Genomic DNA, 24,837 nt, shown 5'->3' with positions numbered 1-24,837 from the left:
GATCCACATCACTGAAACGCTGAACAAGCTGAAGAAGGGCCAGAGGGAACTGAGCCAGGAGCTGGGGCGGACGCCCTCGCTGAGTGAGCTCTCGGCATTTGTGGAGCTGCCGGAGGAGGAGGTGAAGGACCTGCTCTGCCGAGCGCGTCAGCCGGTGAGTCTGGAGACGAAGGTGGGGGACGGTGAGGACACGGAGCTGCTGGACCTGCTGCAGGCGGACGGGACGCTGCCGGCGGAGAGCGTGGATGGGGAATGCCTGCGTGGCGACATGCGCGCGCTGCTGGAGCAACTGCCGGAACTGCAGCGGAACGTGCTGACCATGCGCTTCGGCATCGACGTGGAGGAGCCGATGAGCCTCACGGGCATCGGCCGCATCCTGGGCATGAGCCGCGACCGCATCCGCAACCTCGAGCGCGACGGCCTGGCGGCCCTGCGCCGGCTCAGCGATCAGGTGAAGGACTACAGCGATGCCGCCATGGTCTGAGCGTTGCCCGATGCGCGGGTGCTGCGCCGCGATCTGCTCGCCTGGTGGACTCTGCATGGCCGCCATGGGATTCCCTGGAAGCTGAGGTCCGACGGCGGCGTCCCGCGGGATGGTGAGCCCCTCTGTCCCTTTCGCATCTGGGTGGCTGAGGTGATGCTCCAGCAGACCCAGCTGGCGGTGATGCGTCCCTACTGGGAGCGCTGGATGCTGGCCTTCCCCGACGTCGTCGCCCTGGCGGAGGCCAGCCAGCACGAGGTGCTGCTGCAGTGGCAGGGTCTCGGTTACTACTCCCGCGCCCGCCGGCTGCACCGGTCCGCGGGGCTGCTGGCCGCCCACGGCTGGCCCCGCGATCTGGAGGGCTGGCAGGCCCTGCCGGGGATCGGTCGGAGCACGGCGGGGAGCATCCTCAGCTCCGCCTTCGATCGGCCCTTCCCGATCCTCGATGGCAATGTGCGCCGCGTTCTGGCGCGCCTGCTGGCCTGGCCGCAGCCACCCCAGCGGGCCCTGGCCTTCTTCTGGCGCTGCAGCCAGGAGCTGCTGGATCCGCTGCGGCCGCGGGCCTTCAACCAGGCCCTGATGGATCTGGGCGCCACCGTCTGCACCCCCCGCCAGCCCCGCTGTGGCGCCTGCCCCTGGCAGTCCCACTGCGCTGCCTACGCTGCCGGCGACCCCACCCGCTTTCCCGTGAAGGACACCCCCCCACCGCTGCCCTTCCAGGTGATCGGTGTGGGGGTGGTGCTCGATGGGGCTGGACGGGTGCTGATCGATCAGCGGCTGGAGGAGGGGCTGCTGGGGGGGCTGTGGGAGTTCCCCGGGGGCAAGCAGGAGAGCGGCGAGTCGATTCACGACACCATCCACCGGGAACTGCGCGAGGAGCTGGCGATCGAGGTGGAGGTGGGCGAAGAGCTGATCCGCCTCGAGCACGCCTACAGCCACAAGCGGCTGCGCTTCATCGTCCATCTCTGCCGCTGGCTGGAGGGCGAGCCCCAGCCCCTGGCCAGCCAGCAGGTGCGCTGGGTGGAACCGCAGCGGTTGGCGGAATTTCCCTTTCCGGCGGCCAACGCCCGGATCATCGCCGCTCTTCAGACCTGGCTCGGCCGCCAGTGCCACGGCGGCCATGCTGGGCAGGAGCTGCCCCCGGCCTGATGACCACTCCTCCCCAGGTGCTGTGTTTCGGAGAAGCTCTGGTGGATCGGCTCGGCCCTCCGGGCGGGGATCCGGCCACCGACCAGCCCATCGACGACTGCCTGGGTGGGGCTCCCGCCAATGTGGCCTGCGCCCTCGCGAGGCTGGGCACGGGCTCGGCCCTGCTGGGTCGACTCGGAGAGGATGGAATCGGCGCCGAATTCCGGGAGATCCTCCGTTCAAGGGGTGTGGACATCCGGGCCCTGCAGTGGGATCCCGAGAGGCCCAGCCGCACGGTGCTTGTGCGCCGTGACAGCTCGGGTGATCGCAGCTTCGGTGGATTTGCCGGCGACAAGGGGGACGGGTTCGCCGACCAGGCCGTCGAGGCCTCTGCCCTGGCGGCACCCCTGGAGGAGTTGCTCGCGGGCGCACGCTGGCTGCTGGTGGGCACGATTCCCCTGGCGACCCCCACCTCCGCCACCGCCCTGCGGTTCGCCGTGGAGCGGGCCGAGCAGGCCGGGATCCCGCTGGCCCTGGATGTGAACTGGCGTCCCACCTTCTGGCCCACCTCACCTGAGCGGGCTCTGGAGAGCCTTCGGCCGCTGCTGAGCCGGGCCGCGCTGATCAAGGTCTCCGCCGAGGAGGCCGACTGGATCGCCGGCAGCCGCGACCCCCAGCACATCAGTGCGTCCCTGCCCCAGGCGCCCGCCGTGCTGATCACCGACGGCCCCGGCGCTCTCACCTGGTGGCTGGGGGGGCAGGCCGGTCGCCTGGAGGCCTTCACGGTGCCGGTGGTGGACACCACCGGGGCGGGGGATGCGTTCCTGGCCGGAGTGCTGCACCGGCTCTGCCAGGAGCCGGAGCTGCTGGATACCGCCCCAGCGGAGCAGGTGCGTGACGCCATGCGCTTTGCCAGTGGGTGCGGGGCCCTGGTCTGCCAGGGGGCCGGGGCGATCGATCCCCAGCCCACGGAGGCCCAGGTGCAGCGGTTTCTGGCGACGGCCTGATCACCCTGCGACAGGGGGGAATTCATGGACCAGGATGGGCGCGGCAAGGGAGGTCTTTGACGTGTGCCGCTGAGCGAACTCTCCATCTTTCATCCGCCAGGCCATCTGACCCGCCCGGATAATCCGTTTGGGAAGGACATCGCCAATGCCCAGCTTTACCGAGCATTCGTGAAGCATGGGGGCTATGGGCGACTGCATGTTCTCAATCAGCTGGGCTTGACTGATGACCAGCTGGCCCAGAGCCTGGATCCAGACGCTGATTCACTCTGTGCGATCAGTGGCGGCTCGTTGATGTCGACAGCCATTCCCTCTCGCTGCGGCGTTCTGCTGAGGGGACAGCCCTACCTTTCCGAGCTGGCCTGGTTGCGACGCAGTGCCGCATCAGAGAGTGCCTACAGTCTTGTTGGGCTGATCCACACGATTGCTCCGCCGGGGATCCGCGAGTTGATCGGGGCCGCCGCGATTGCGCCCGTCGCGGAGTGGGATGCCTTGATCTGCACGTCGCCATGTGTGCAGCAGTCCATGGCGGAGATGTTTGACCGGTGGAATAAGCATCTTGTCGATCGTCTTGGGGCCCGTCGCTCGCCGCGCCCCCAATTGCCGATCATTCCTCTGGCTGTAGATGTTGAAACGATCGCACAGGTCGCCTCCCAGGCTGAACGCCGACGTCGTCTGAGGCGTCAGCATGCCATTGAAGATGATGAGACGCTTGTGCTCTGGGTGGGGCGGCTGTCGTTTTATGAGAAGGCCTTCCCTCAGGCGATGTTTCAGGCCGTGCAGGAGGCTGCCTGCAGGTCTGGCCAGCGAGTGCATTTTGGCCTCTGTGGCTGGTTCCCTGGTGGCGATGCCGACCACCGGCGTTATCAGCAGGCGGCGGCGGTCTACGCTCCCGATGTGAATGTCATCTTCCTGGATGGCAACAACAAGGACCTGCTCGCTGATTGCTGGGCAGCCTCAGATATCTTTCTTTCTCTGGTCGACAACATCCAGGAGACGTTTGGCCTGACTCCTGTCGAGGCCATGGCCGCTGGCTTGCCTGTCGTCGTCAGTGATTGGGATGGGTACCGCTCCACCGTCCGGCATGGGCTGGATGGATTCCTGATCCCCACCCTGGGAGCTCCCGGCTCCCGGCTCGGGCGGGCGATGGCTGACCTGCATGCGCTGGGCCTTGAGACTTATCAGACCTACGTCGGCTCTGTGGCGCAGCACACGGCCGTCCACGTGGGACGGGCCGCGGAAGCTCTGCGGGTGCTGATCACGTCTCCGCAGAAGCGATCGGCGATGGGTGCTTCAGCGGCCATGCGGGCAAGGGAATGCTTTTCATGGCCCGTGGTCATCGCCCAGTACAACGAACTGTTCGACGACCTGGCCGCACGCCGTCAATCCGCCAGCTCCGGGTCACCGGTTCGCCCCGGATGTCTGGTCAACCCGTTGAAGGGGGAACCATTCGCTGATTTCAAAGGATTCGCCACGCAGGTTCTCCATCCCAGAACCCCCCTGATGCTGCGCGCGGGGCAAGCCATCGCGGGGTTCGATCGGGTCAGCAAGGTGGACCTGGATCGGGTCTTTGGCCGCCTGCACGGAACACCCGCGGAAGCGCAGCGGGTCCTGGAGCTGGTGGCGGAAAGCCCTGGGCTGACGGCGGCGAAACTCCTTCAGGCGTTTCCGCCGGCCCGGGCAGAATTGATCATCCTGACGGTCGTCTGGCTGGCGAAGCTGGGATTGATGGAGTGGCTCGAACCCCCCTCCGGCTCCGGATCCACCCCTGTGCCGCCGGGTTCCTGAACCAGCGCGAGGCGCCCCTCGCCCTCGGCCGCCAGGTGCACCCGCCAGGCGGGCGCCGGCGTGAAGCGCAGCCGCTCGGGCCATTCCACCGCCAGCACGGCCCCCAGAGCCAGGGCCTCCTCCTCCTCCTGGGCGAACAGCTCTTCGGCGGATGCAGGCTGCTCCAGGCGGTAGAGGTCGAGGTGAACCAGGTCGGTGGTTCGGCCGGCGCGCTGGCCGGCGTAGTGCTGGGCGAGAGCAAACGTGGGGCTGGTGATCGGCTCGATGATGCCCAGACCCTGCGCCAGCCCCTGCACCAGGCAGGTCTTGCCGGCGCCGAGATCGCCCTCGAGCAGCAGCAGCCGAGGACCCTGCTCCAACAGCCGTTCCGCCAGGTCACCCCCCAGCGCTCGGGTCGCTGCTGCGTCGCTCAGCTGACGCCGCCAGCTCTGCCCGCACCCGATGAACTCGCCCATGCCCTCACGCCGCCTGTAGATTCTCCTTCAGCGAGCCCGAAGCCTCGGCGTCTCTGCAGATATTTCCTTCCCATCGTCCTCCCTTGAGGGAGCGTCTTCAACCCATGGTGGTATCCCCCCCCTCGGCCGTGGCCGATTCCACGCTGAGCCAAGGCCTGGCGGGCCTGCAATCCTCCGCGTCGTATGTGATCGCCGATCTTGGCCTCGCGGAATTCGGCCGCAAGGAGATGGCCATTGCCGAAACCGAGATGCCGGGCCTGATGGCCCTCCGCCGCACGTTCGGTGCCCAGCAGCCGCTCAGGGGCGCCCGCATCGCCGGCTCCCTGCACATGACGATCCAGACGGCCGTTCTGATCGAAACCCTGGTGGCCCTCGGCGCTGAAGTGCGCTGGGCCTCCTGCAACATCTTCTCCACCCAGGACCACGCGGCCGCCGCGATTGCAGCCGCCGACATCCCGGTGTTCGCCTACAAGGGCGAAAGCCTTGATGAGTACTGGGCTTTCACCCACCGGATCATGGAGTGGGCCGATGGCGGCACGCCCAACATGATCCTCGACGACGGCGGTGATGCCACCGGCCTGGTGGTGCTCGGCACCAAGGCGGAGCAGGACCCCTCGGTGCTCGACAACCCCGGCAGCGAGGAGGAGATCGCCCTGTTCAACGCGATTCGCCAGCGCCTGGCTGCCCAGCCCGGCTTCTATTCCCGCATCCACGCCCAGATCCAGGGCGTCACCGAGGAAACCACCACCGGGGTGGCCCGTCTCTACCAGATGCAGAAGAGCGGTGAGCTGCCCTTCCCGGCGATCAACGTCAACGATTCGGTCACCAAGAGCAAGTTCGACAACCTCTACGGCTGCCGCGAATCCCTGGTGGATTCGATCAAGCGTGCCACCGATGTGATGGTGGCCGGCAAGGTGGCTCTTGTGATGGGCTACGGCGATGTGGGCAAGGGTTCGGCCCAGTCACTGCGGGGCCTGGGGGCCAGTGTGATGATCGCCGAGGTCGATCCGATCTGCGCCCTGCAGGCTGCCATGGAGGGCTACCGCGTGGTGCGTCTCGACGACGTGGTGGGCGATGTGGACATCTTCGTGACCGCCACCGGCAACTTCCGCGTGATCACCCACGACCATCTGATCAGGATGCGGGATCAGGCGATCGTGTGCAACATCGGCCATTTCGACAACGAAATCGATGTTTCGTCCCTCAAGCAGTACCCCTGGGAGAACATCAAGCCCCAGGTGGATCACGTGCTGCTGCCCAGCGGCAACCGGATCATCCTGCTGGCCGAAGGCCGGCTGGTGAACCTGGGATGTGCCACCGGCCACCCCAGCTTCGTGATGAGCAACTCCTTCACCAACCAGGTGCTGGCCCAGATCGAGCTGTTCAGCAAGGGCGCCGAGTACGGCAAGGAGGTGTATGTGCTGCCGAAGCACCTCGATGAGATGGTGGCCCGCCTCCACCTCGACAAGATCGGCGCCAGGCTCACCGAGCTCACCCCCGAACAGGCCAGCTACATCAATGTGCCCGTCGAAGGGCCCTACAAAGCTGACCACTACCGCTACTGAGTTCCTTGGTCGGCGCAGCAGGTCGCCGTCTCGCAGGTCACCGCCCCATGGAAGACTTGCGGGCAACGCAGATGTTCCCGGATGGCGATCGAACTGGTCCAGAAGCTGCCCGAGCTGATCGGTGCTGCCGTGGCTGCCAACCCGATCGCCGGTTATGGGGCCATCTTCGGGGCCATGTTTCTGGAGAACCTGTTCCCCCCTATCCCCTCAGAGCTGATCATGCCTCTGGGGGGCTTTTACGTGCAGCAGGGTCAGCTGTCCCTCGTGCCCGTGGTGCTGGCCGGTCTGGGGGGGACGGTGCTGGGGGCCCTGCCCTGGTACGGCGTGGGCCGTCTGGTCAATGAACAGCGCATCGAGCACTGGCTCGAGCGCCACGGTCGCTGGATCGGCATCAGCCCCAAGGAGCTGCACCGCACCCGCACCTGGTTCAATCGCCACGGCACCGCCCTGGTGTTCTGGGGACGGCTGGTGCCTGGCATCCGCACCCTGATTTCCGTGCCCGCCGGCATCGAGATGATGCCGTTCGTTCCCTTTCTGCTCTGGACCACGGCCGGCAGTCTGATCTGGACCCTGCTGCTGACCGTGGCCGGCATGGTCCTCGGTGAGGGCTACAGCAACGTGGAGCTCTGGCTGGAGCCTGTGGCCAAGGTGATCAAGGTGCTGCTGGTGCTGGCGGTGCTGGGCTTCCTGGGCTGGCTGGGGCTGAGGACCTGGAACAAGCGACAGAACAGCCACTGAAAACAGAGCGAGCCCCAGCCCCGCAGGCCTCGCGAATGCCGCCTGCCTGGCTTCAGCTCAGAAGGGCACTTCCTCGCTGCTGGGCTCACCACCGCCATAGGCGCCGCCTTCGCCATAGGCCCCCTGCTCCGCGTCGCGCTTCGAGCCCAGCAGTTCCAGCCGGTCGACCCGCACCACAGGCTTGGTGCGCTCCTCACCGCTGGTGCGATCCGTCCAGCGGTCGAGTTTGAAGGAGCCGATGATGCCCAGCAGGGATCCTTTCCTGACGTAATCCGCAGCCACCTGGGCCTGCTTGCCCCAGATTTCGAGGTTGAACCAGTCGGGTTCGTCGTCGCGGCTGCGGCGGTTCACGGCCAGCGTGAGGTTGGCCACCACGCTGCCGGATTCGAAGTAACGCACTTCGGGGTCGCGGCCGGCACGGCCGACCAGGGTCACGGAATTCACACCCATGGGGATCTCCAGTAAGGGGGGGATGGGGTCACTTGGACCCATGATGCGCCACGTCCTGCAGCGCTTCTCTCTGCTGGTTCCACCCTTCGGCCCGGATGTCCCACCCCTGGGTCCGGCGAGGGACGTTCCAGGGGGCCCACCTATGATTCGCCCCGCTTGGCGGCTCACCAGTGTTCTTCAGACGGTTCCAGCTCTCCCGTGACATCGGCATCGATCTGGGAACGGCCAACACCTTGATGTACGTCTCCGGCAAGGGGATCGTGCTGCAGGAACCGTCGGTTGTGGCCCTTGATCTGGAAAAGGGTGTGCCTCTGGCGGTGGGCGATGAGGCCAAGCTGATGCTCGGGCGCACCCCCGGCAACATCCGCGCCGTGCGCCCCCTGCGCGATGGGGTGATCGCCGACTTCGACGCCGCCGAGATGATGATCAAGTCCTTCATCCAGAAGGGCAACGAGGGGCGCGGCATCGTGGCGCCCAGGCTGGTGATCGGCATCCCCAGCGGTGTCACCGGCGTGGAGCGTCGCGCCGTGCGTGAGGCCGGCCTGGCCGGCGCCCGCGAGGTGCATCTGATCGATGAGCCGGTGGCGGCCGCCATCGGTGCTGGCCTGCCGGTCACCGAGCCCGTGGGCACCATGATCGTCGACATCGGCGGCGGCACCACCGAAGTGGCCGTGCTCAGCCTCGGCGGCACCGTGCTGAGTGAGTCGGTGAGGGTGGCGGGCGATGAAATCAGCGATGCCATCACCGTGTACCTCAAGAAAGTGCACAACCTGGTGGTGGGGGAGCGCACCGCCGAGGAGATCAAGATCCGGATCGGCTCCGCCTTCCCCGACGACAGCCACGACGAATCCTCGATGGACGTGCGCGGCCTGCACCTGCTCTCCGGTCTGCCGCGCACGATCAACGTGCGCGCCGGGGACATCCGTGAGGCGATGGCCGAGCCGCTCAACGTGATCGTGGAGGCGGTGAAACGCACCCTCGAGCGCACCCCCCCCGAGCTGGCCGCCGACATCGTCGATCGCGGCATCATGCTGGCCGGGGGCGGTGCCCTGGTGCGCGGCATCAACGAGCTGATCAGCCACGAGACCGGCATCCTCACCCACGTGGCCCAGGATCCTCTGCTCTGCGTGGTCAACGGCTGCGGCCAGGTCCTGGAGGATTACAAACGGCTGGAGCGGGTGCTTGATACTCCTGACTTCGCCCGTCTCTCCGCCTGAGTTCAGTGCCTCTCGGACGCCTCTTCCGCGTCCCCTGGCTGCGGCCGGTGGTCGGAGCCTGGCCCTGGGCCCTGGTGGCGCTCGGCCTGGTGGCGGTTCGACTCAGCAAGGGCGCCGTGCTCAGCGATGCCTACGCGCTGATCAGCCGCCCCTTCTGGCCCGGGAGTGCCCAGAAGGAGTGGTTGCAGGCGGCCCAGCAGGTGGATCAGCAGTCGCGGCTCAGCCAGCTGGAGCTCGACAACCGCCGGCTGCGCACACTGCTCGACCTGCAGCGGGCGGACCCCGGCAAGGTGACCGCCCCGGTGATCTCCCGCGAGCCCGGCGACTGGTGGCATCAACTGCTGCTGGGGGCCGGCGAGCTCCAGGGCATTCAGGAAGGAGATGCGGTGATCGCCCCGGGCGGCCTGATCGGAATGGTGGAGAGTGTCACCCCCACCACGGCGCAGGTCGCCCTGCTCACCGACACCGCCAGCAAGGTGGGGGTATGGGTGGGGCGGACCCAGCGCCATGGTCTGCTCACCGGGGTCGGCAGCAGCCGCCCCATGCTGCGCTTCCTCGAAAAGGATCCCCAGGTCCGTCCGGGGGACGTGGTGGTCACCTCCCCCGCCAGCACCCTGGTGCCGCCGGGCCTGAGCGTGGGCGTGATCCAGTCGGTCGATGAAAAGGCGGTGCCGGCCACGGTGGCCGTTGTGCAGCTCAGCGCTCCTGTGGCCTCGGTCGACTGGGTCCAGGTGCTGACCCGCCAGGGGCCGGCTCCGGCGGGATCCTGAGCGATGGGCAGCCTGCATCGCCGACCGGTCTTCGTGCTCAGTGCCCTGGTGGTGCCCCTGCTCACCCTGGCGGCGCCTGGCTTCCTGCGGCTCGGAGGGGTTCCCCCCAGCTGGGCGGTGATCTGGTTGCTGCCGTGGTCGCTGGTGGATGGGCCGCTCTCGGGTGCCCTGGCTGGGCTGGCCCTGGGCCTGATGCTCGACGCCCTCCACCTGGGGAGTGCCACCCAGATGCCGGCCCTGGCCCTGCTGGGCTGGTGGTGGGGGCGGCTGCCCCGCCGCCGCCCACCGATCGAGCGCAGTTTCAGCCTTGGCCTGCTGGCCATGCTCGGCTCGGCCGTGCTGGGGCTGAGCGTGCTGCTCCAGCGGCAGTGGTCCAGCGGCTGGGAGTCGCTGCTGACGGCGGCCAGCCTGCACACCCTGCTGGCCCAGGTGCTGGTCACGGCGCTGCTGGCACCGATGATCTGTTCGTTGCTGCTGCTGCTCTGGCGACGGCACAGTGCCACCGCGCGGGGGTGATGGGATGACGAAACCGAGGCAGGATCGGCCCTTGCGCCCAGGCCGCCGCTGGAGCCGACGTGAGCTGCTGGGCACCGGTCTGCTCGCCTTGCTGGCCGGTTGCGGAGTGCGTCGCCCCAGCGGGCCGGAGCTGCAGTTCTGGACCCTGGATCTGGCCCCCAAGTTCAACGATTACCTGCATGGGGTGATCGCCGCCTGGGAGCGCGACAATCCGGGCCTCAAGGTGCGCTGGACCGATGTGCCCTGGGGATCGGTGGAACGCAAGCTGCTGGCGGCGGTGTTCGCCCGCACGGCACCCGACGTGGTGAACCTCAATCCACTGTTCGCGGCCAACCTCGCCAGCAAGGGGGGGCTGCTGGATCTGGGTCCGCTGCTGCCCCCGGAGGCCGCCGGCACCTACCTGCCCCTGATCTGGCAGGCCAGCCGTCAGGCCGGCGGGCAGTTCTCGATTCCCTGGTATCTCACGGCGCGGATCTCCCTGAGCAACCGCGACCTGCTCGATCGGGCGGGCTACAGCCAGCCGCCCGGCCGCTGGGAGGAGGTGCCCGCCTTCGCCGAGGCCGTCAGGTCCCGCACCGGCAAATACGCCCTGTTCGTCACGGTGGTGCCCGACGACTCCGCCGAGCTGCTGGAGTCGATGGTGCAGATGGGGGTGACCCTGCAGGATCAGCGCCAGCGCGCGGCCTTCAACACCCCGGCCGGTCGCCGGGCCTTCGCCTTCTGGACCGACCTCTACCGGCGCGGCCTGCTGCCGCGGGAGGTGGTCAGCCAGGGCTACCGCAGGGCGGTGGAGCTTTACCAGAGCGGCGAGCTGGCCCTGCTCTCCAGTGGTGCGGAGTTTCTGCGCAGCATTCAGACCAACGCCCCGGGCATTGCCGATGTGACCCAGCCCGGACCGCCGCTGACGGGGCCTGATGGCCTGGCGAACGTGGCGGTGATGAACCTGGCCGTGTCACGCCAGAGCACAAAGCCGGAGCAGGCGCTCAGCTTCGCGCTCTACCTCACCAATGCCATCAACCAGGCCCGCTTCGCCGAGGAAGCCCGGGTGCTGCCTTCGGCACGGCAGGCCCTGGAGCGCATCAAGCAGAACCTGCGCCAGGAGAAGCCCGCCAATGCCCAGGAGGCGCTGGTGCGGCAGGCGCGGCTGCAATCGGTGGAAACCCTCGGACTGGCCCGTGTTCTGGTGCCTGCCACCCCGGGGGTGAAACGGTTGCAGGCGATCCTCTACCGCCAGCTGCAACGGGCGATGCTCGGCCAGATCGACAGTGATCAGGCCCTCTCTGAGGCCGAGCGCGACTGGAACGTCTATGCCGAAGCCCGCTGGCCCTGAGCAATCGCCAGGCCTCGCAGGTTGTTGAACAAATCCTTAAGTCTTGACTGAGTCCCCGCTGATGGGCTGGGGATCTTCGCTTTGTAACTGCAGCACAAGGTAGGGTTGCTTTTCTTCATGACTGGTCTCCGATGCCCCTGGAAGCGGATCCCCAGCACCAGCAGGGTGAGTCTTCCCCGGAGTCCTCAACAGAGCCACGGGCCACCGTCCTGGTGGTCGACGACGAAGCCACCGTGCGCAGGGTGCTGGTGATGCGCCTGCAGCTGGCTGGCTACCGGGTGGTCTGCGCCGAGGACGGCGAGCAGGCGCTGGCCCTCTTCCACGACGAGCAGCCCGACCTGGTGGTGCTCGACGTGATGCTGCCCAAGCTGGATGGCTTCGCCGTCTGTCGCCGGCTGCGGGCGGAATCCTGCGTGCCGATCATCTTTCTCTCAGCGCTCGATGCCATCACCGAGCGGGTGGCCGGCCTTGATCTCGGAGCCGACGACTACCTGCCCAAGCCGTTCAGCCCCAAGGAGCTCGAAACCCGCATCGCTGCGATCCTGCGGCGGGTGGGCCGGGGGGCCGCAGCCGTGGAGGCCCGGGGGGACGTGCCGGCTGGTCAGGGGGTGATGCGTGTCGGTGATCTGGTGGTGGACACCAACCGCCGTCAGGTCACCCGCGACGGGGAGCGCATCGGTCTCACCTACACCGAATTCAGCCTGCTGGAGCTGCTCTTCCGCGACCCGGGCCGGGTGGTGCCGCGGGCCGAGATCCTTGAGCAGCTCTGGGGGTATCCACCCCGCCGTGCCGCCGACCTGCGCGTGGTCGATGTCTACGTGGCCCGCCTGCGCGGCAAGCTTGAGCCCGACCCGCGCAATCCCGAGCTGATCCTCACGGTGCGTGGCACCGGCTATGCCTCCCAGCGGATGGCCGAGGCGGCCATTGTGGCCACGGCCTGAGACCCTCTCCTGCAGGATGGATCTCCCGTCCGAGATCTGCCCCCTTGCCGGAGACGCGCCTCAACCGCCTGGAGCAGGCCCGCCTGGAGAAGGCTGAGGCGCTCAGAGGCCTGGGTCAGGGTCCCTACGGCCTGCGCTTCGATCCCAGCCACCGCCACGCCGAGCTGCAGCGGCTCCACGCCGACCTGCCCAACGGCCAGGAGCGTGATCTGCGGGTGGCGGTGGCCGGCCGGGTGATGACCCGCCGGGTGATGGGCAAGCTGGCCTTCTTCACCCTGCTCGATGAGACCGGCCCGATCCAGCTGTTCATCGAGAAGGCCACCCTGGCGGCCTCCCTGCCGGATCAACCCGACGCCTTCGCCCAGCTCACCTCCCTGGTGGACTCCGGCGACTGGATCGGGGTGAACGGCAGTCTGCGCCGCACCGACCGGGGCGAGCTCTCGGTGAAGGTGACCGATTGGCAGATGCTCACCAAGGCGCTGCAGCCCCTCCCCGACAAGTGGCACGGCCTGGCGGATGTGGAGAAGCGCTACCGCCAGCGCTACCTCGACCTGGTGGTCTCCCCCCACACCCGCGAGACCTTTCGGCGCCGGGCCCTGCTGGTGAGCGGCATCCGCCGCTGGCTGGATGAGCGGCAGTTCCTGGAGATCGAGACACCGGTGCTCAACGCCGAGGCCGGAGGTGCTGAAGCCCGTCCCTTCACCACCCACCACAACACCCTCGATCTGCCCCTGGTGCTGCGGATCGCCACCGAACTGCACCTCAAGCGCCTGGTGGTGGGTGGTTTCGAGCGGGTCTATGAACTGGGCCGGATCTTCCGCAACGAAGGGGTGAGCACCCGCCACAATCCCGAATTCACCACGGTCGAGATCTACCAGGCCTTCGCCGATTACACCGACATGATGGCGCTCACCGAGGAGCTGATCGCCACGGTCTGCCAGCAGGTGTGCGGCACCACGGCCATCGAGTACCAGGGCACCGCCATTGATCTGACCCCCCCCTGGCGTAGAGCCACCATGCATGAGCTGGTGGAGCAGGCCACGGGTCTGGATTTCAACGGGTTCAGCAGCCGCGAGCAGGCCGCCGCCGCCATGGCCGCGGCGGGGCTGGAGGTGCCCGAGGCGGCCGACAGCCTGGGGCGCCTGCTCAACGAAGCCTTCGAGCAACGGGTGGAGGAGTCGCTGATTCAGCCCACCTTCGTGACCGATTACCCCGTGGAGATCTCCCCCCTGGCTCGCGCCCACCGCAGCAAGCCCGGGCTGGTGGAGCGCTTCGAGCTGTTCATCGTGGGCCGTGAAACCGCCAACGCCTTCAGCGAGCTGATCGATCCGCTCGATCAGCGGCGGCGGCTGGAGGCCCAGCAGGAGCGCCGCACGGCGGGTGATCTGGAGGCGCACGGGGTCGATGAGGATTTCCTGCATGCCCTCGAGGTGGGCATGCCCCCCACCGGCGGGCTGGGCATCGGCATCGACCGGCTGGCGATGCTGCTCACGGACAGTCCCAGCATCCGCGACGTGATCGCCTTCCCCTTGCTGCGGCCTGAAGCGCCGCCGTCGGGGGCGGGTTCCGGCGCAATGGGATAATGATTCGAGTTGGACTATTCCCCAGCCCATGAGCGGTGAGCGCGTCGGTTTCCGCTTCAAGCACGCGGATGCGGTGGTCAAGCGCAATCCCCAGGGGCGGTCCCGCCGGGGCTGGGTGATGGAGCCCGTGGAGCAGACCACCAGTCGTGGCACCAAGATGCCGGCCTACCGCATCCGTTGGCGCGACAGTGAACGGCCCGAGATCGTGCTTCAGCACATGCTGATCGCCGATCCCGATCCCACCCCTCCGCCTGAGGGCGTGAGCCTGGAACCTCCAGCTCCCAAGAAGTAGCCCCGGATCTGCGCCCCGCGGGGCAGCCTGATCAGCTCCAGCCCCTGAGGCGGTAGGCGATCAGACCCAGATGTTCCTTGATGGCCTGGCTGGTCAGCAGCAGGGAGCCGGCATCGGGCCAGAGCGAGAACAGCACCGATCCCGGGCTGGGGCTGCCGAGCTTGTCACGGGCCGGCAGCAGGTAGTCGCAGGGTACCGGAATCACCTTGAGCCCGCTCTGGCGCCGGAAGCTGGCCAGGGCTCTGGGCATGTGCAGGGCGCTGGTCACCAGCAGGACCGTGCTCCAGCCACGGGCCTTGCCGATCAGCCTGAGCTCCCGGGCCTCCTCGGCCGTGGTCCTGGCCTGATCACTGATCAGCAGCTGATTGGCTGGGATCCCCAGTTCCATGGCCAGGTCGCGGGCGCTGACGGCCTCCGGTGGTGCCGGGTCACCGCCGCGGAAGCTGACTCGGCCTCCGCTCAGCACCAGCAGCGGGGCCTGTCGGGCCCGCAGCAGCCGGATTCCGCTCAGCAGCCGGTCGCCGGCCTCGTTCACCTCCACGCCTGCCCTGGGCGGCAACGCTGCCCGCAGGCCACCTCCCAGCACCACGATGGCGTCGCCCCTGGGCAGGGGTGAGGGGGTCAGTGCAGCGCTGCGGGCCTCCAGCCCCCAGACCAGCTCCCGGGCCGTGAACGGCATGGCACTGATCCAGAGCAGAGCCAGGCCACAGCCCCCCAGCGGGCCGCCCCAGCGCCGCCGTGATCCCAGCAGGCCGGCCACCCCCAGCAGCAGGCCAAGGCTGAGGGGATACACCAGTTGCGTCAGCAGTTTCGAGAGCAGAAAGGCCAAGGGGCAGAGCTCCGGCTCAGGGGCCGGCAGGCCGGGAGCGGCGCCGCAGCTCCTCGAGCTCCTGGCGCGCCTCGAAATCGGCCCAGGCCCCTTCGAGGTCGCCCTCCACCGGCGGTTCGGCAGCGGCCGCGGCAGACCGGCCGGAAGACTTGCGGGGCCCTGGGCGCTGCCGCTGCTCCAGCTCCAGCAAGTCCTGCTCCACCCGGGCGAACTCCTTGCCCAGCTCCCCCAGCTGCTGCCAACGGTCCCGCCCCTGCCCCATCAGCTGACCCTGATGGGCCTGGGCACGCGCCGCCAGCTCCTGGGCGCCGGCGGCCTTGGCCCGCTGCACGCGCTTCTGCCACTGGGTGATCTCGCCGGCGATCTGCAGCAGGGCCTGGCGCAGCTGCTCCGCCTGGGCCTGGATCTGCAGGCGTCGCCGGTGCAGGCGCCGCTGGCGCTCCAGCAGTTCCTCGCGCTCCAGCAGCTCCTGCTGATCGGGATGGCTGCCCAGGAAGGCCTCCAGCTGCTGCTCCAGCTGCGCCTCCAACTGCTCGAACCAGCTGCTGCTGCTCATGGGAGAGACGAAAGGGGGCTCACTCCGCGGCGCGGGTGATCAGGGGGGCTTCGATTTCCTCCTGCAGGGGCGTGATCGCCGCTTCGCGGGAGCGCAGCAGCAGCTGGGTGAGTCGGGCGATCGCCCCTTCACCGAGGTCCTGCTCACCGATGCGATCGAAAGCCTCGCGGTAGAGCTGCTCCAGTTGCTCGATCAGGCCTTCGCGGGTCTCGCGCATCGCCCGACGCTGGTCGTCCCTGCTCATCGCCGGCCTCCTCGCTGCAAATCAGGTCCTGAGTCTGCCTGGTGCGGTCGCCTCGGGAAGGGCTGCAGCAGGTGCAGGCTGAAGCTGTCGTCGTCGGCGCTCCAACGCTCCAGGGCGCGCCAGCCCGCCTCCGCCGCCAGGGCGATGAACGCCTGGGGGCTGTACTTGTGGCTGTACTCCGTGACCAGGGCTTCGCCGGCGGCGAACCGCCAGGGGGTTCCATCAAGGCTCACCTGCTGGTCATGCTCGCTGACCAGGGCCATCACGATGCGCGACTCCTGGGCCTGCCAGTGGGCCTCATAGCGGAAGCCGCCGGGATCGAAGCTCCCATTCAGTTCCCGGTTCAGCCGTGTCAGGAGGTTGCGGGCGAAGGCGGCGGAGTGGCCGGCCCGGTCGTTGTAGGCGGCTTCCAGCGCCTCTGCTGAACGCGGTTGGTCGATGCCGATCAGCAACCGCCCATCGCTCCCCAGCAGGTGGGCGAACTGGGCCAGCAGGGTCACGGCTTCGTGGGGATCGAAGTTGCCCAGGGAGCTGCCGGGGTAGAAGCCGAGCCGTCGTTGCCCCGCGAGCAAGGGCTGCTCCGGCAGCTGCTCCAGCAGGCTGTAGTCGCAGCAGATGCCCAGCACCGGAATGGTGGGATGGCGCTGCTGCAGGTTGCGGCAGGCCTGCTCCAGATGGGCGGCGCTGATGTCGAGGGCCACATAGGCGGGGGGCGCCAGGGCGTCCAGCAGCGGCGACACCTTGCGGGCGCTGCCGGCGCCGAACTCCACCAGCACCCCCTCCCCGAGGGCGGCGGCCATGGCGGGGGCATGGCGGCGGAGCAGGGCGGTTTCGGTGCGGGTGAGGCCGTATTCCGGCTGCTCACAGATGGCGTCGAACAGGCGGGAGCCCTCGCTGTCGTAGAGGAACCAGGCCGGCAGTTGCTTGGGTGTGCGGCTCAGCCCCTCGTTCACCAGCCGCGCCATGTCGGCCGGGGCGGGATGGAGATCAACCATTGTCAGGGCCGGTTGCGGTGCCAGGCGAGGCCTGAGTCCTTGCTGGCTGCTCATCGCTGCTCCTGGGCCAGCCGCAGCCCACTGGCCATCCAGCGGCTGGCGGGAGGGAAGAAGTTGCGGTAGGTGAGCCGGCTGTGGCCGGGTGGGGTCAGGTCGCTGCCGCCACGCAGCACCATCTGGGAACTCATGAATTTGCCGTTGTACTCACCCACTGCTCCGGCGGCGGGTGCGAACCCCGGATAGGGCCGGTAGGCGCTGGCGGTCCACTGCCAGACCTGGCCTTCCAGCTCCCGCAGGTCCGGATGGCCGCTGCTGGCGGCGGTTTCCCACTCGGCTTCGGTGGGCAGGCGGCCGCCGGCCCAGCGGGCGTAAGCGTCGGCCTCGAACCAGCTCAGGTGGCGCACCGGCGCGTCGGGGTGGAGCGGCCGGCGCCCCTGAAGGCTGAACTCCCAGGCCCAGGCGTCGGTGCCGGAGCCCCGCCAGTAGCGGGGCGCCTGCCAGCCCCGCTGCTGCACCAGGGCCCAGCCTTCGCTCATCCAGAGCTCAGGCCGGCGGTAGCCCCCATCGGCGATGAAGGTGGCGAACTCGCCATTGCGCACCAGCCGGCTGGCGATCGCATGGGGTTCCAGCCAGTGGCGGTGCCGCGGCGCCTCATTGTCGAAGTGGAACCCGCCTGCGGGATCGGCGCCGATCTCCACCAGGCCGCCCGGATGCTCGATCCAGCGCAGAGGTTCCGCTTCCGGTTCCCTGGCCTGGGCCGTGATGCCGTTGCCGCTCACCTGGCGGTAGGCCGGCTCCAGGGGGTTGCGGCTGAAGCCATCGAGCAGATCCATCAGCAGCAGTTCCTGGTGCTGCTGCTCGTGCTGCAGGCCCAGCTCCAGCAGTGCCAGCACCGGGGCGGCTGACGAGCGGGGTTGCCGGGCCAGCTGCTCGAGCAGGTCCGCCAGCCCGTCGTCCACCCGCCTGCGCCAGGTCATCACCTCCCGCATCGCCGGTCGGGTGAGCAGGCCCCTTCGGGGGCGGGGGTGACGCTCTCCGATCGCGTCGTAATAGGAATTGAACAGGTACCCCCAGCGGCTGTCGGCGGGCTCATGGCCGCGCAGGTGCGGTTGCAGGAGGAAGGTCTCGAAGAACCAGGTGGTGTGAGCGAGGTGCCACTTGGGCGGGCTGGCATCGGCCATGCCCTGCAGGCAGAGATCCTCCGGTTCCAGACCGGCCACCAGGTCCTCGCTGTGGCGTCGGACCGCTTCCAGCCGCTCCAGCAGGGCCGCGCTTGGAGCCGCGGAAGCCATGACGATGGGAACGAGCTGGGGGCGAGCCTACCGGGGATCGGCGGGCGCGGCTGACCCCCTTACCATCGGCCACAGCCAACCGTCGCAACAAGGCCGCCTCCATGGGTATCCGCCAGGGATCCTGCACCCAGGCAGGCATCAGCCGGGGTTTCGTGCAAGCCGTCGGCAGGACGCCGCTGATCCGTCTGGGTCTGCTCAGCGAGCTGACGGGCTGCGAGATCCTCGGCAAGGCGGAATTCATGAACCCGGGCGGATCCGTCAAGGACCGTGCCGCCCTCGGAATCCTGCTGGAGGCTGAGGAGTCGGGTGCCCTGCAACCAGGCGGCACCGTGGTGGAGGGCACCGCCGGCAACACCGGCATCGGCCTCACCCATCTCTGCAACGCCCGTGGTTACCGCAGCCTGATCATCATTCCCGAGACCCAGTCGGCGGAGAAGATCGGCCTGCTGCGCAGCCTCGGCGCCGAGGTGCGCACGGTGCCGGCGGTGCCGTACCGCGACCCCAACAACTACGTGAAGCTCTCGGGCCGGATCGCCTCAGAAACCCCAGGTGCCATCTGGGCCAATCAGTTCGACAACCTCGCCAACCGCCGCGCCCACTACGCCAGCACCGGCCCGGAGATCTGGGAGCAGACCGGCGGCCGCATCGACGCCTGGGTTTCGGCCACCGGCACCGGTGGCACCTATGCCGGTGTGGCGTTCTTCCTCAAGGAACGTTCCGAGCGGGTGCGCTGTGTGCTGGCCGATCCCCATGGCAGTGCCCTCCACTCCTGGGCCACCGGAGCCGGACTGCACGCCGAGGGCAACTCGGTCACCGAGGGCATCGGCAACAGTCGCGTCACCGCCAACCTCGACGGGGCTCCCATCGATGATGCGGTGCGCATCGACGACCAGAGCGCCCTGGAGACGATCTACAGCCTGCTCTGGCGGGAGGGACTGTTCATGGGGGGGTCGGTGGGGATCAATGTGGCGGCGGCGGTCGAGACGGCCCGCCGGCTCGGTCCCGGCCACACGATCGTGACCGTCCTGTGTGACAGCGGTGATCGCTACCGCTCCCGTCTTTACGACGCCGCCTGGCTCTCGTCCCGCGGGCTGAGCCAGCCCCAGCGCGAGCAGATTCCGGCCTGATGGATCCAGTCGCCGCCGCTGCGCCAGGTCTGTTGATCGCCGATCGCTACCGCCTCGAGGCGGAGCTGAGCCGTGGCCCCCAGGGGGTGCTCTGGCGCGCCAGCGATCAGCTGGCCGGTGGTGCTCTGATGGCTCTGCGGCAGCTGGGCCCTGACCAGGATCAGCCGCACTGGCGGCAGCTCTGGAGCCGCCTTCAGGGGGTGCTCCATCCCCAGATCCCCCGCTTCGGCGAGGCCATCCCCCGGGGGGACGAGCTCTGGCTGGTGCGCGAATGGCAGGGGGGACCGACCTACGCCGAGCTGCTGAAGGCACGGCGGGAGCGTCAGCTGGTCTTCGGGGCGGGTGAGGTGCTGCTGCTGGTGCGGCAATTGCTGCCGGTGCTGGCCGCCCTCCATGGCCAGGACCTGGTGCATGGCGATCTGAGCCCGGCCAATCTGCTGCGTCGGGATCGCGACGGTCTGCCGGTCCTGCTCGATTTCGGCCTGGTGCGCGATGGTGCCGGCGGAACGACGGCGGCAGGGGCCACGCCCGGCTATGCGCCGGCAGAGCTGGGCCGCGGTGAGCCCATTCAGCCCTGGATGGATCTTCACGCCCTGGGGGTCGTGGCCCTGGTGCTGCTCACGGGCGAAGACCCCGCGGCCCTGCTTGATCCCACCACCCTCGCCTGGACCTGGCCGTCCCCCGACCAACTCGATCCGTCCCTGCGCAGCCTGCTGGAGCGCCTGCTGAGCTCCGATCCGGGCCAGCGCTTCCTTTCGGCCTCCCAGGCGCTGGAGGCCTTTCAGCAGTTGCCGATGCCCGAGAGCCTCGGACCCGTGGCCAGGGCCGATCGCACCGTCGCGCTGGTGCCTCCGGACGCGCCCGCCAGGTCCGCCGATCCTGACCCGGTCGCGGCCCCTGAGCCCCCCGCCCCGCCACCACCTCCCGTTGTTCTGCGCAGTCGCCAACAGGTCAAGGAGGAGGCCGTGGAAGGCCGCCTGTGGCCGGTGGTGCTGGCCCTGGTGATCTCGGCCGTGGTGGGTATCACCCTGGGCTGGTGGTTGCTGGGTCGCGACCAGGCCCCGAGCGAGGAGGTCAGGGAGCCGCCCGAGCGCCCTCTCACCGCCAGCCTGCCGCCAGGGGAAGTGGATCAGCGTCAGGAGCTGCTCAACCGCCTGCGGGCCCTGCAGGTCGATCGGGGCTGGTTCATCAGCCTTGTGGACGCCAGTCTGATGGCCCAGTTCCCCGAGCGGGGCGGGCGCCTGCCGTCTGATGCGCTCGAGGATGCGCCCCTGCGCAGGGTCTGGAGCGAACTGGCGGAGGAATGGCTCGCCCGGGTGGAGCAGTTGCCGATCCCCGTACGGCGCAAGCTCGGCAGCTTCAGGGGCTCCGCCTGGGAAGGGCAGCAGCGGCGGCTCGCCGCCCAGGGGCTGAGTGCCCCCGTGTTGCGCCAGTTGGTCTCCGGCAATGCCCAGGCCTTGCTCCCTGGGCGCGCCAGCATGGACGTGCCAGCCGAGCCGTTCCGACAGCTCTGGTATGCCGCCGCTGAGCAGACCCTGGAGAACCTGCGCGTCGAGCCGATCCAGGCCCCCTCCGGCCAGGCCCGGGTCCAGTCGGCTGAACTCAATGCGAATGGGGCCAGGGTGTTCCCGATCCGGATTCCCCGGGGTCACCAGCTGGTGCTGGGAGTCAACGGCTCTCCGCTGATGCAGATGAGCGTCCACGACGCCCAGGGGAATCTGCTCGAGCCCAAGGGACCCCTGCGGGTGGTGAGCCTGGGCGCAGTGCCTGGGGATCAGGTCCAGCTCCTGGTCAGCAACGAAGGGGTGGCCCCTGCCTTCATCACCCTGTCCCTGAGGGCTGATCCGCCCCCGCGCGCTCCCACCCCCACAGAGCCCGCCGAGCCCCCCGGGGTCCAGCAGCCCGAGCCCACTGAAGACACACCAGCGAGCCAGCAGCCGTCTCCTCCCCCCGCGCCCGAGGCCCCGCCGCGCTCCCCCCAGACGGCACCGCCACCACCGCAGGAGTCAGGATCGCCCCAGGCCCGCTGAAGGTCGCTTCAGAATGCGGAACCAAGCCACAGCTCTGCGTTGACCGGCGCCACCCCCTTGCCATCCGTCCCGGCGGCCCTGGATCCGGCCCTCGCGGCACCGTTGGCCGTGGCCCTGCTCTCCGGTGGCCTCGATTCGGCCACGGCCGCGGCCCTGGCGATCGAGGCGGGCTTTCGGGTGATCGGACTCTCCTTCGATTACGGCCAGCGCCATCGTCAGGAACTGGAGGCCGCCGCCGCTCTCGCCCGCGACCTGGGCCTGCTCGAGCACCACACCATCGCCGTGAATCTGGCCGCCTGGGGTGGCTCGGCCCTCACCGATCCCGGCATCGCGCTGCCCGCCGCCGGGGTGGTCGAGGGGGTGATCCCCCCCACCTACGTGCCCTGCCGCAACACGGTGTTCATCGCCCTGGGGCTCAGCCTGGCGGAGGCCCAGGGCGCCTCCCGGCTGGTGCTGGGCGTGAATGCGGTGGATTATTCCGGCTATCCCGATTGCCGCCCCGATTACCTGGCTGCCTACCAGAACCTGGCGGATCTGGGCAGCAAGGCCGGACGGGAAGGCCATGGAACCCAGCTCTGGGCGCCCCTGGTGCGCTGGAGCAAGACCCGGATCGTGCAGGAGGCCCTGCGGCTGCAGGTGCCGATCGCGCGCACCTGGAGTTGTTACGCCGGAGGTGAGGCTCCGTGCGGGCGTTGCGACAGCTGCCGCATCCGCGATGGCGCCCTGCGTGAGGCCGGCCGCCCCGACCTGGCCAGCCGCGGCCCTGGATGAGCCCCGAGCGTCTGATCCGGCCCCTGCCGTGGCGGCAGCCCTGGCCCCTGGTGAACCGGCTGGCGCAGCACCGGGGCCTGGAGGGTCTGGTCTGGCTGGATGGGGATGGCACAGCCCTGGGGCGCACCTCGACCCTGGCCCTGGCGCCCCTGGAGCAGGTGGAGTGTCGGGGCCTGCCCGCCGAGGCGGGGGCCGCCGATCCCTTCAAAGCCCTGCGGCGGATGCTGGGGGCCGGCGGGGTGTGGCTGGGTTGGCTGGGCTATGAGGCGGGTGCCTGGGTGGAGCCGGCCGCCCACTGGCGCGCGCCGGACACCGCCACCCTCTGGGCGGCCCGCTATGACCCGCTGCTGCGCTTCGATCTGCTCGAGCGGCGTCTCTGGCTGGAGGGAGAGGACCCCGGGCGGCTGAACGCCATGGAGACCTTGATCGAGTCCTGCCCCGCAGCCTCAGATGCGGAGCAGGCCGGCGCGCTGCCGCCGAGCCAGGGTCTGCCGCCCGGGCGGTGGCACTGGCACACCAGCCCGGAGGCCTTTGCCAGCCAGGTGGCGGCCCTGCAGGAGCGGATCGCCGCAGGGGACCTGTTCCAGGCCAACCTCACGGCCTGCCGCGAACGGCAGCTGCCCCGGCCGGTCTCACCCCTGGAGCTCTACGGCAGGCTGAGGCGCCATTGCCCCGCCCCATTCGGTGGGGTGGCGATCGCCTCGCTCGGAGAAGCAGGTGAGGCCGTGCTCTCCGCCTCGCCTGAGCGCTTCCTGCAGCTGCTGGGCGGTGGTCGGGTGGAGACACGCCCGATCAAGGGCACCCGTCCGCGCCACCCCGGGGCGGAGGCCGATGCCGCCGCTGCCGCCGACCTGATCACCAGCCCCAAGGACCGGGCCGAGAATGTGATGATCGTCGATCTGCTGCGCAACGACCTCGGACGGGTCTGCCGCAGCGGCTCGATCAAGGTGCCGCAGCTGCTGGGGCTGGAGAGCTACCGGCAGGTGCACCACCTCACCTCCGTGGTGGAGGGACGGCTGCGCCCCGAGGCTGATCTGGTGGATCTGCTGAGGGCCTGCTGGCCCGGCGGATCGATCACCGGGGCTCCGAAGCTGCGCGCCTGCCAGCGCCTGAGCGCCCTGGAGCCCGTGCCCCGGGGCCCCTACTGCGGCTCCCTGTTCCTGCTCGAGGCCGATGGCCGTTTCGACAGCAACATCCTGATCCGCAGCCTGATGCTTCGGGGTCAGCGCCTGCGCGCCCATGCCGGCTGCGGCATCGTGGCCGATTCCAGCCCTGCCGCCGAGGCCGAGGAACTGGCCTGGAAGCTGGACCCCTTGATCGAGGCCCTGGGCTGAATGGAGAGGGATCCGATCCAGCCGCCTGCCGCCCCGATCGCCTGGATCGATGGACCTGACGGAGGGCGCTGGGGTGCTCCGGCCAGGCTGGCGGTGCCCCTCTCGGATCGTGGCCTGGGACTGGCCGATGGGCTGTTCGAAACGGTGCTGGTGGAGGGGGGGCGCCCCCGCTTGCTGGCGGAGCACCTCCAGCGCTGGCGGCGGGGCGCGGCCCTGCTGCGACTGCAGCCCCCACCGGAGCAGGAGCGGGTGGAGGCCCTGGCCTGCGGGGCCATCGAGCGCAGCGGCATCCGCTGCGGGGCCCTGCGCCTCAACTGGAGCCGGGGCGACGGTGGCCGCGGCCTCGATCCCCCCGCCGGGGGAGGCCGCTTCTGGTTGCAGCTCAGCCCCGCCCAGCCTGAATTCGCGTCGGTCTCGGTGATGGTCAGCCGCCTCGAGCGGCGCAATGCCGCAAGCCGGCTCAGCTCCTGCAAGAGCTTTGCCTATGGCGCCTCGGTGCTGGCGAGGCTGGAGGCCCGCGCGGCAGGTCATGACGAGGCGCTGCTCGAGAGCACGGCCGGTGGCCTCTGCTGCGGCACCAGCGCCAACCTGCTGGTGCGCCATTCCCGGGGCTGGTGGACCCCGCCGCTGGCCAGTGGCTGCCTGCCCGGGGTGATGCGGGCGAGAGCCCTCGACCTGGGGCTGGCCCAGGAGGCGGAGGCTCCGCTTGAGGCCCCGCAGTTAGGGCACGGCGCCCTGCTGCTCAACAGCCTCGGTTGCCGACCGATTGGGGCCCTCGAGGGGGAGGAGCTGCCGGTCTGGCCCGAGCCGGAACGGTTGTGGCGCCGGTTGCTCGGGGAGAACTGATCCAGCCTCCCTTGGCTGCTGGCGGTTGTCATAGCGTCTGGAAATCAGCGGATGAGCAGCGTGAGGAGGGTCGAGGCGGCAGGGGTGAGCCCCTGGCTGGTGTTGCTGCTGGCGGGGCTCTCGGCCTGCGGCGGGCCGAAGGAGGTGGCTGTCCAGAACGCCAGCCTGGGTGATCCGCTGGTGGAAGCGGACGGTACCCGGGTGGAGCTGGCCCAGACCTTCCGCCCCGGGGTGTCCAACGGCCTCTACAAGGGTGCCGTGCGTCTGCACGGGCCTGGTCAGCCGGCCGAAGGAAGCCTGCATGCCCTCAACGCGGTCTGCAGCCTCGAGGACACCCCTGGCTGGCCCCCCTACGACAATCTCTATGGCTACCCCATCGAGAAAGTGGCTGAGGCCCGTGAGCTGAGCGGCAAAAGTCGCTGGCAGATTCTTTATCACTTCGATGGGCGCATCGAGGGAAGTGGCGATCTTGAGCCTCAGGCCTGGACAGCTCGCCTCAGGGACAACCTCTGCCGCCGTGGTGATTTCGACGACAGCACGGCCCGCCAGTGACCG

25 protein-coding genes and 1 pseudogene are annotated in these 24,837 nt (G+C 69.1%); 19 read left to right on the top strand and 7 right to left on the bottom strand.

The features are described 5' to 3' along the window. The 4 genes and pseudogenes from KQ297_RS02260 to KQ297_RS12730 form a co-directional block, all read left to right on the top strand. Nucleotides 1–484, top strand: a 484-nt coding sequence (locus KQ297_RS02260) for a sigma-70 domain-containing protein (RefSeq protein ID WP_311133972.1), incomplete at its 5' end; no start/stop codon positions are given. A 3-nt stretch (nucleotides 485–487) separates the two neighbouring features. After that, nucleotides 488–1,630 carry an 8-oxo-dGTP diphosphatase MutT gene (mutT, locus tag KQ297_RS02255; protein WP_259737995.1) on the top strand — a complete coding sequence of 381 codons (1,143 nt, stop codon included), beginning with the start codon at nucleotides 488–490 and terminating at the stop codon, nucleotides 1,628–1,630. Further along, nucleotides 1,630–2,616, top strand: a complete 987-nt coding sequence (locus KQ297_RS02250) for a carbohydrate kinase (protein WP_259737994.1) — start codon at nucleotides 1,630–1,632, stop codon at nucleotides 2,614–2,616. Before mutT ends, KQ297_RS02250 begins: the two co-directional genes overlap by 1 nt. Nucleotides 2,617–2,907: 291 nt before the next feature. After that, a pseudogene (locus tag KQ297_RS12730) lies at nucleotides 2,908–3,711 on the top strand (glycosyltransferase family 4 protein); the annotation flags it as partial. Nucleotides 3,712–4,271: 560 nt separating this feature from the next. On the opposite strand, the gene tsaE reads toward KQ297_RS12730, so the two are convergent. Beyond that, nucleotides 4,272–4,856, bottom strand: coding sequence for a tRNA (adenosine(37)-N6)-threonylcarbamoyltransferase complex ATPase subunit type 1 TsaE (tsaE, locus tag KQ297_RS02240; protein WP_311133971.1), 585 nt, complete (start codon nucleotides 4,854–4,856; stop codon nucleotides 4,272–4,274). A 104-nt stretch (nucleotides 4,857–4,960) separates the two neighbouring features. On the opposite strand from tsaE, the gene ahcY reads away from it, so the two are divergent. After that, entirely contained in the window at nucleotides 4,961–6,421 is a 1,461-nt protein-coding gene (gene ahcY, locus KQ297_RS02235; RefSeq protein ID WP_259737992.1) for an adenosylhomocysteinase, read from the top strand. A gap of 81 nt (nucleotides 6,422–6,502) precedes the next feature. Beyond that, a complete protein-coding gene (locus tag KQ297_RS02230; RefSeq protein ID WP_259737991.1) occupies nucleotides 6,503–7,159 on the top strand; it encodes a DedA family protein in 657 nt (218 codons plus the stop codon). A gap of 57 nt (nucleotides 7,160–7,216) precedes the next feature. On the opposite strand, the gene KQ297_RS02225 is transcribed toward KQ297_RS02230, so the two are convergent. Next, a complete protein-coding gene (locus tag KQ297_RS02225) occupies nucleotides 7,217–7,609 on the bottom strand; it encodes a single-stranded DNA-binding protein (RefSeq protein ID WP_259737990.1) in 393 nt (130 codons plus the stop codon). A 170-nt stretch (nucleotides 7,610–7,779) separates the two neighbouring features. Here KQ297_RS02225 and KQ297_RS02220 point away from each other — a divergent pair, with 170 nt between their 5' ends. The 7 genes from KQ297_RS02220 (at nucleotide 7,780) to KQ297_RS02190 (ending at nucleotide 14,258) form a co-directional block, all read left to right on the top strand. Then, on the top strand, nucleotides 7,780–8,826 hold the full coding sequence (locus KQ297_RS02220; protein WP_259737989.1) for a rod shape-determining protein: 1,047 nt from the start codon (nucleotides 7,780–7,782) through the stop codon (nucleotides 8,824–8,826). 5 nt (nucleotides 8,827–8,831) lie between these two features. Next, complete coding sequence (gene mreC, locus KQ297_RS02215) at nucleotides 8,832–9,596, top strand: rod shape-determining protein MreC (RefSeq protein ID WP_259737988.1); 765 nt, start codon at nucleotides 8,832–8,834, stop codon at nucleotides 9,594–9,596. Between the two features lie 3 nt (nucleotides 9,597–9,599). Further along, on the top strand, nucleotides 9,600–10,112 hold the full coding sequence (mreD, locus tag KQ297_RS02210; protein ID WP_259737987.1) for a rod shape-determining protein MreD: 513 nt from the start codon (nucleotides 9,600–9,602) through the stop codon (nucleotides 10,110–10,112). Nucleotides 10,113–10,116: 4 nt separating this feature from the next. After that, on the top strand, nucleotides 10,117–11,442 hold the full coding sequence (locus KQ297_RS02205) for an extracellular solute-binding protein (protein ID WP_259737986.1): 1,326 nt from the start codon (nucleotides 10,117–10,119) through the stop codon (nucleotides 11,440–11,442). Between the two features lie 131 nt (nucleotides 11,443–11,573). Continuing rightward, a complete protein-coding gene (gene rpaB, locus KQ297_RS02200) occupies nucleotides 11,574–12,383 on the top strand; it encodes a response regulator transcription factor RpaB (RefSeq protein WP_259737985.1) in 810 nt (269 codons plus the stop codon). Nucleotides 12,384–12,427: 44 nt separating this feature from the next. Continuing rightward, nucleotides 12,428–13,966, top strand: a complete 1,539-nt coding sequence (gene lysS, locus KQ297_RS02195; protein ID WP_259737984.1) for a lysine--tRNA ligase — start codon at nucleotides 12,428–12,430, stop codon at nucleotides 13,964–13,966. A 28-nt stretch (nucleotides 13,967–13,994) separates the two neighbouring features. Next, nucleotides 13,995–14,258: a hypothetical protein gene (locus KQ297_RS02190; RefSeq protein WP_006172906.1), complete on the top strand. Its 264-nt coding sequence runs from the start codon at nucleotides 13,995–13,997 to the stop codon at nucleotides 14,256–14,258. Between the two features lie 31 nt (nucleotides 14,259–14,289). Here KQ297_RS02190 and KQ297_RS02185 read toward each other — a convergent pair whose 3' ends face one another. The 5 genes from KQ297_RS02185 to egtB are packed head-to-tail and all read right to left on the bottom strand — an operon-like array spanning nucleotide 14,290 to nucleotide 18,174. After that, nucleotides 14,290–15,087, bottom strand: coding sequence for a YdcF family protein (locus tag KQ297_RS02185; RefSeq protein ID WP_259737983.1), 798 nt, complete (start codon nucleotides 15,085–15,087; stop codon nucleotides 14,290–14,292). 16 nt (nucleotides 15,088–15,103) lie between these two features. Further along, the gene (locus KQ297_RS02180; RefSeq protein ID WP_259737982.1) at nucleotides 15,104–15,643 is read right to left on the bottom strand and encodes a hercynine metabolism protein; all 540 of its coding nucleotides are present in this window, start codon (nucleotides 15,641–15,643) and stop codon (nucleotides 15,104–15,106) included. Between the two features lie 19 nt (nucleotides 15,644–15,662). Continuing rightward, nucleotides 15,663–15,887: a hercynine metabolism small protein gene (locus tag KQ297_RS02175; protein ID WP_185465605.1), complete on the bottom strand. Its 225-nt coding sequence runs from the start codon at nucleotides 15,885–15,887 to the stop codon at nucleotides 15,663–15,665. Continuing rightward, complete coding sequence (gene egtD, locus KQ297_RS02170) at nucleotides 15,884–16,936, bottom strand: L-histidine N(alpha)-methyltransferase (protein WP_259737981.1); 1,053 nt, start codon at nucleotides 16,934–16,936, stop codon at nucleotides 15,884–15,886. Before egtD ends, KQ297_RS02175 begins: the two co-directional genes overlap by 4 nt. Beyond that, entirely contained in the window at nucleotides 16,933–18,174 is a 1,242-nt protein-coding gene (gene egtB, locus KQ297_RS02165; protein ID WP_259737980.1) for an ergothioneine biosynthesis protein EgtB, read from the bottom strand. The genes egtD and egtB overlap by 4 nt, the downstream gene beginning before the upstream one ends. Nucleotides 18,175–18,275: 101 nt before the next feature. Between egtB and KQ297_RS02160 the strand changes: the two genes are divergently transcribed. From KQ297_RS02160 to KQ297_RS02135, 6 genes are all read left to right on the top strand, one after another. Then, on the top strand, nucleotides 18,276–19,301 hold the full coding sequence (locus KQ297_RS02160) for a cysteine synthase A (RefSeq protein ID WP_259737979.1): 1,026 nt from the start codon (nucleotides 18,276–18,278) through the stop codon (nucleotides 19,299–19,301). Next, nucleotides 19,301–21,331 carry a protein kinase domain-containing protein gene (locus tag KQ297_RS02155; protein ID WP_259737978.1) on the top strand — a complete coding sequence of 677 codons (2,031 nt, stop codon included), beginning with the start codon at nucleotides 19,301–19,303 and terminating at the stop codon, nucleotides 21,329–21,331. Before KQ297_RS02160 ends, KQ297_RS02155 begins: the two co-directional genes overlap by 1 nt. 102 nt (nucleotides 21,332–21,433) lie before the next feature. Beyond that, nucleotides 21,434–22,102 (top strand): 7-cyano-7-deazaguanine synthase QueC, encoded by a 669-nt coding sequence (queC, locus tag KQ297_RS02150; protein WP_399251028.1) that lies wholly within the window; start codon nucleotides 21,434–21,436, stop codon nucleotides 22,100–22,102. Next, complete coding sequence (locus KQ297_RS02145; protein ID WP_259737977.1) at nucleotides 22,099–23,436, top strand: anthranilate synthase component I family protein; 1,338 nt, start codon at nucleotides 22,099–22,101, stop codon at nucleotides 23,434–23,436. Before queC ends, KQ297_RS02145 begins: the two co-directional genes overlap by 4 nt. Next, nucleotides 23,437–24,282 (top strand): aminotransferase class IV, encoded by an 846-nt coding sequence (locus KQ297_RS02140; RefSeq protein ID WP_259737976.1) that lies wholly within the window; start codon nucleotides 23,437–23,439, stop codon nucleotides 24,280–24,282. It begins immediately after the preceding gene. A gap of 51 nt (nucleotides 24,283–24,333) precedes the next feature. Beyond that, the gene (locus KQ297_RS02135) at nucleotides 24,334–24,834 is read left to right on the top strand and encodes a hypothetical protein (protein ID WP_259737975.1); all 501 of its coding nucleotides are present in this window, start codon (nucleotides 24,334–24,336) and stop codon (nucleotides 24,832–24,834) included. Nucleotides 24,835–24,837: the final 3 nt, after the last annotated feature.

The organism is Synechococcus sp. CS-205 (genome assembly GCF_025128255.1).
Classification (GTDB): Bacteria; Cyanobacteriota; Cyanobacteriia; order PCC-6307; family Cyanobiaceae; genus Regnicoccus_A.
The sequence above is the reverse complement of the archived record's forward strand: the minus strand, read 5'-3'. Positions and strand labels throughout refer to the sequence as shown.

Excerpts from the sequence above, each read along its gene's own strand:
- mreD (WP_259737987.1), top strand. The coding sequence starts at position 9,600 with ATGGGCAGCCTGCATCGCCGACCGGTCTTCGTGCTCAGTGCCCTGGTG.
- KQ297_RS02135 (WP_259737975.1), top strand. The coding sequence starts at position 24,334 with ATGAGCAGCGTGAGGAGGGTCGAGGCGGCAGGGGTGAGCCCCTGGCTG.
- KQ297_RS02145 (WP_259737977.1), top strand. The coding sequence starts at position 22,099 with ATGAGCCCCGAGCGTCTGATCCGGCCCCTGCCGTGGCGGCAGCCCTGG.
- ahcY (WP_259737992.1), top strand. The coding sequence starts at position 4,961 with ATGGTGGTATCCCCCCCCTCGGCCGTGGCCGATTCCACGCTGAGCCAA.
- KQ297_RS02205 (WP_259737986.1), top strand. The coding sequence starts at position 10,117 with ATGACGAAACCGAGGCAGGATCGGCCCTTGCGCCCAGGCCGCCGCTGG.
- KQ297_RS02140 (WP_259737976.1), top strand. The coding sequence starts at position 23,437 with ATGGAGAGGGATCCGATCCAGCCGCCTGCCGCCCCGATCGCCTGGATC.
- KQ297_RS02190 (WP_006172906.1), top strand. The coding sequence starts at position 13,995 with ATGAGCGGTGAGCGCGTCGGTTTCCGCTTCAAGCACGCGGATGCGGTG.
- KQ297_RS02225 (WP_259737990.1), bottom strand. The coding sequence starts at position 7,609 with ATGGGTGTGAATTCCGTGACCCTGGTCGGCCGTGCCGGCCGCGACCCC.
- KQ297_RS02175 (WP_185465605.1), bottom strand. The coding sequence starts at position 15,887 with ATGAGCAGGGACGACCAGCGTCGGGCGATGCGCGAGACCCGCGAAGGC.
- rpaB (WP_259737985.1), top strand. The coding sequence starts at position 11,574 with ATGCCCCTGGAAGCGGATCCCCAGCACCAGCAGGGTGAGTCTTCCCCG.
- tsaE (WP_311133971.1), bottom strand. The coding sequence starts at position 4,856 with ATGGGCGAGTTCATCGGGTGCGGGCAGAGCTGGCGGCGTCAGCTGAGC.
- egtB (WP_259737980.1), bottom strand. The coding sequence starts at position 18,174 with ATGGCTTCCGCGGCTCCAAGCGCGGCCCTGCTGGAGCGGCTGGAAGCG.
- KQ297_RS02250 (WP_259737994.1), top strand. The coding sequence starts at position 1,630 with ATGACCACTCCTCCCCAGGTGCTGTGTTTCGGAGAAGCTCTGGTGGAT.
- KQ297_RS02155 (WP_259737978.1), top strand. The coding sequence starts at position 19,301 with ATGGATCCAGTCGCCGCCGCTGCGCCAGGTCTGTTGATCGCCGATCGC.
- KQ297_RS02180 (WP_259737982.1), bottom strand. The coding sequence starts at position 15,643 with ATGAGCAGCAGCAGCTGGTTCGAGCAGTTGGAGGCGCAGCTGGAGCAG.
- egtD (WP_259737981.1), bottom strand. The coding sequence starts at position 16,936 with ATGAGCAGCCAGCAAGGACTCAGGCCTCGCCTGGCACCGCAACCGGCC.
- KQ297_RS02230 (WP_259737991.1), top strand. The coding sequence starts at position 6,503 with ATGGCGATCGAACTGGTCCAGAAGCTGCCCGAGCTGATCGGTGCTGCC.
- KQ297_RS02160 (WP_259737979.1), top strand. The coding sequence starts at position 18,276 with ATGGGTATCCGCCAGGGATCCTGCACCCAGGCAGGCATCAGCCGGGGT.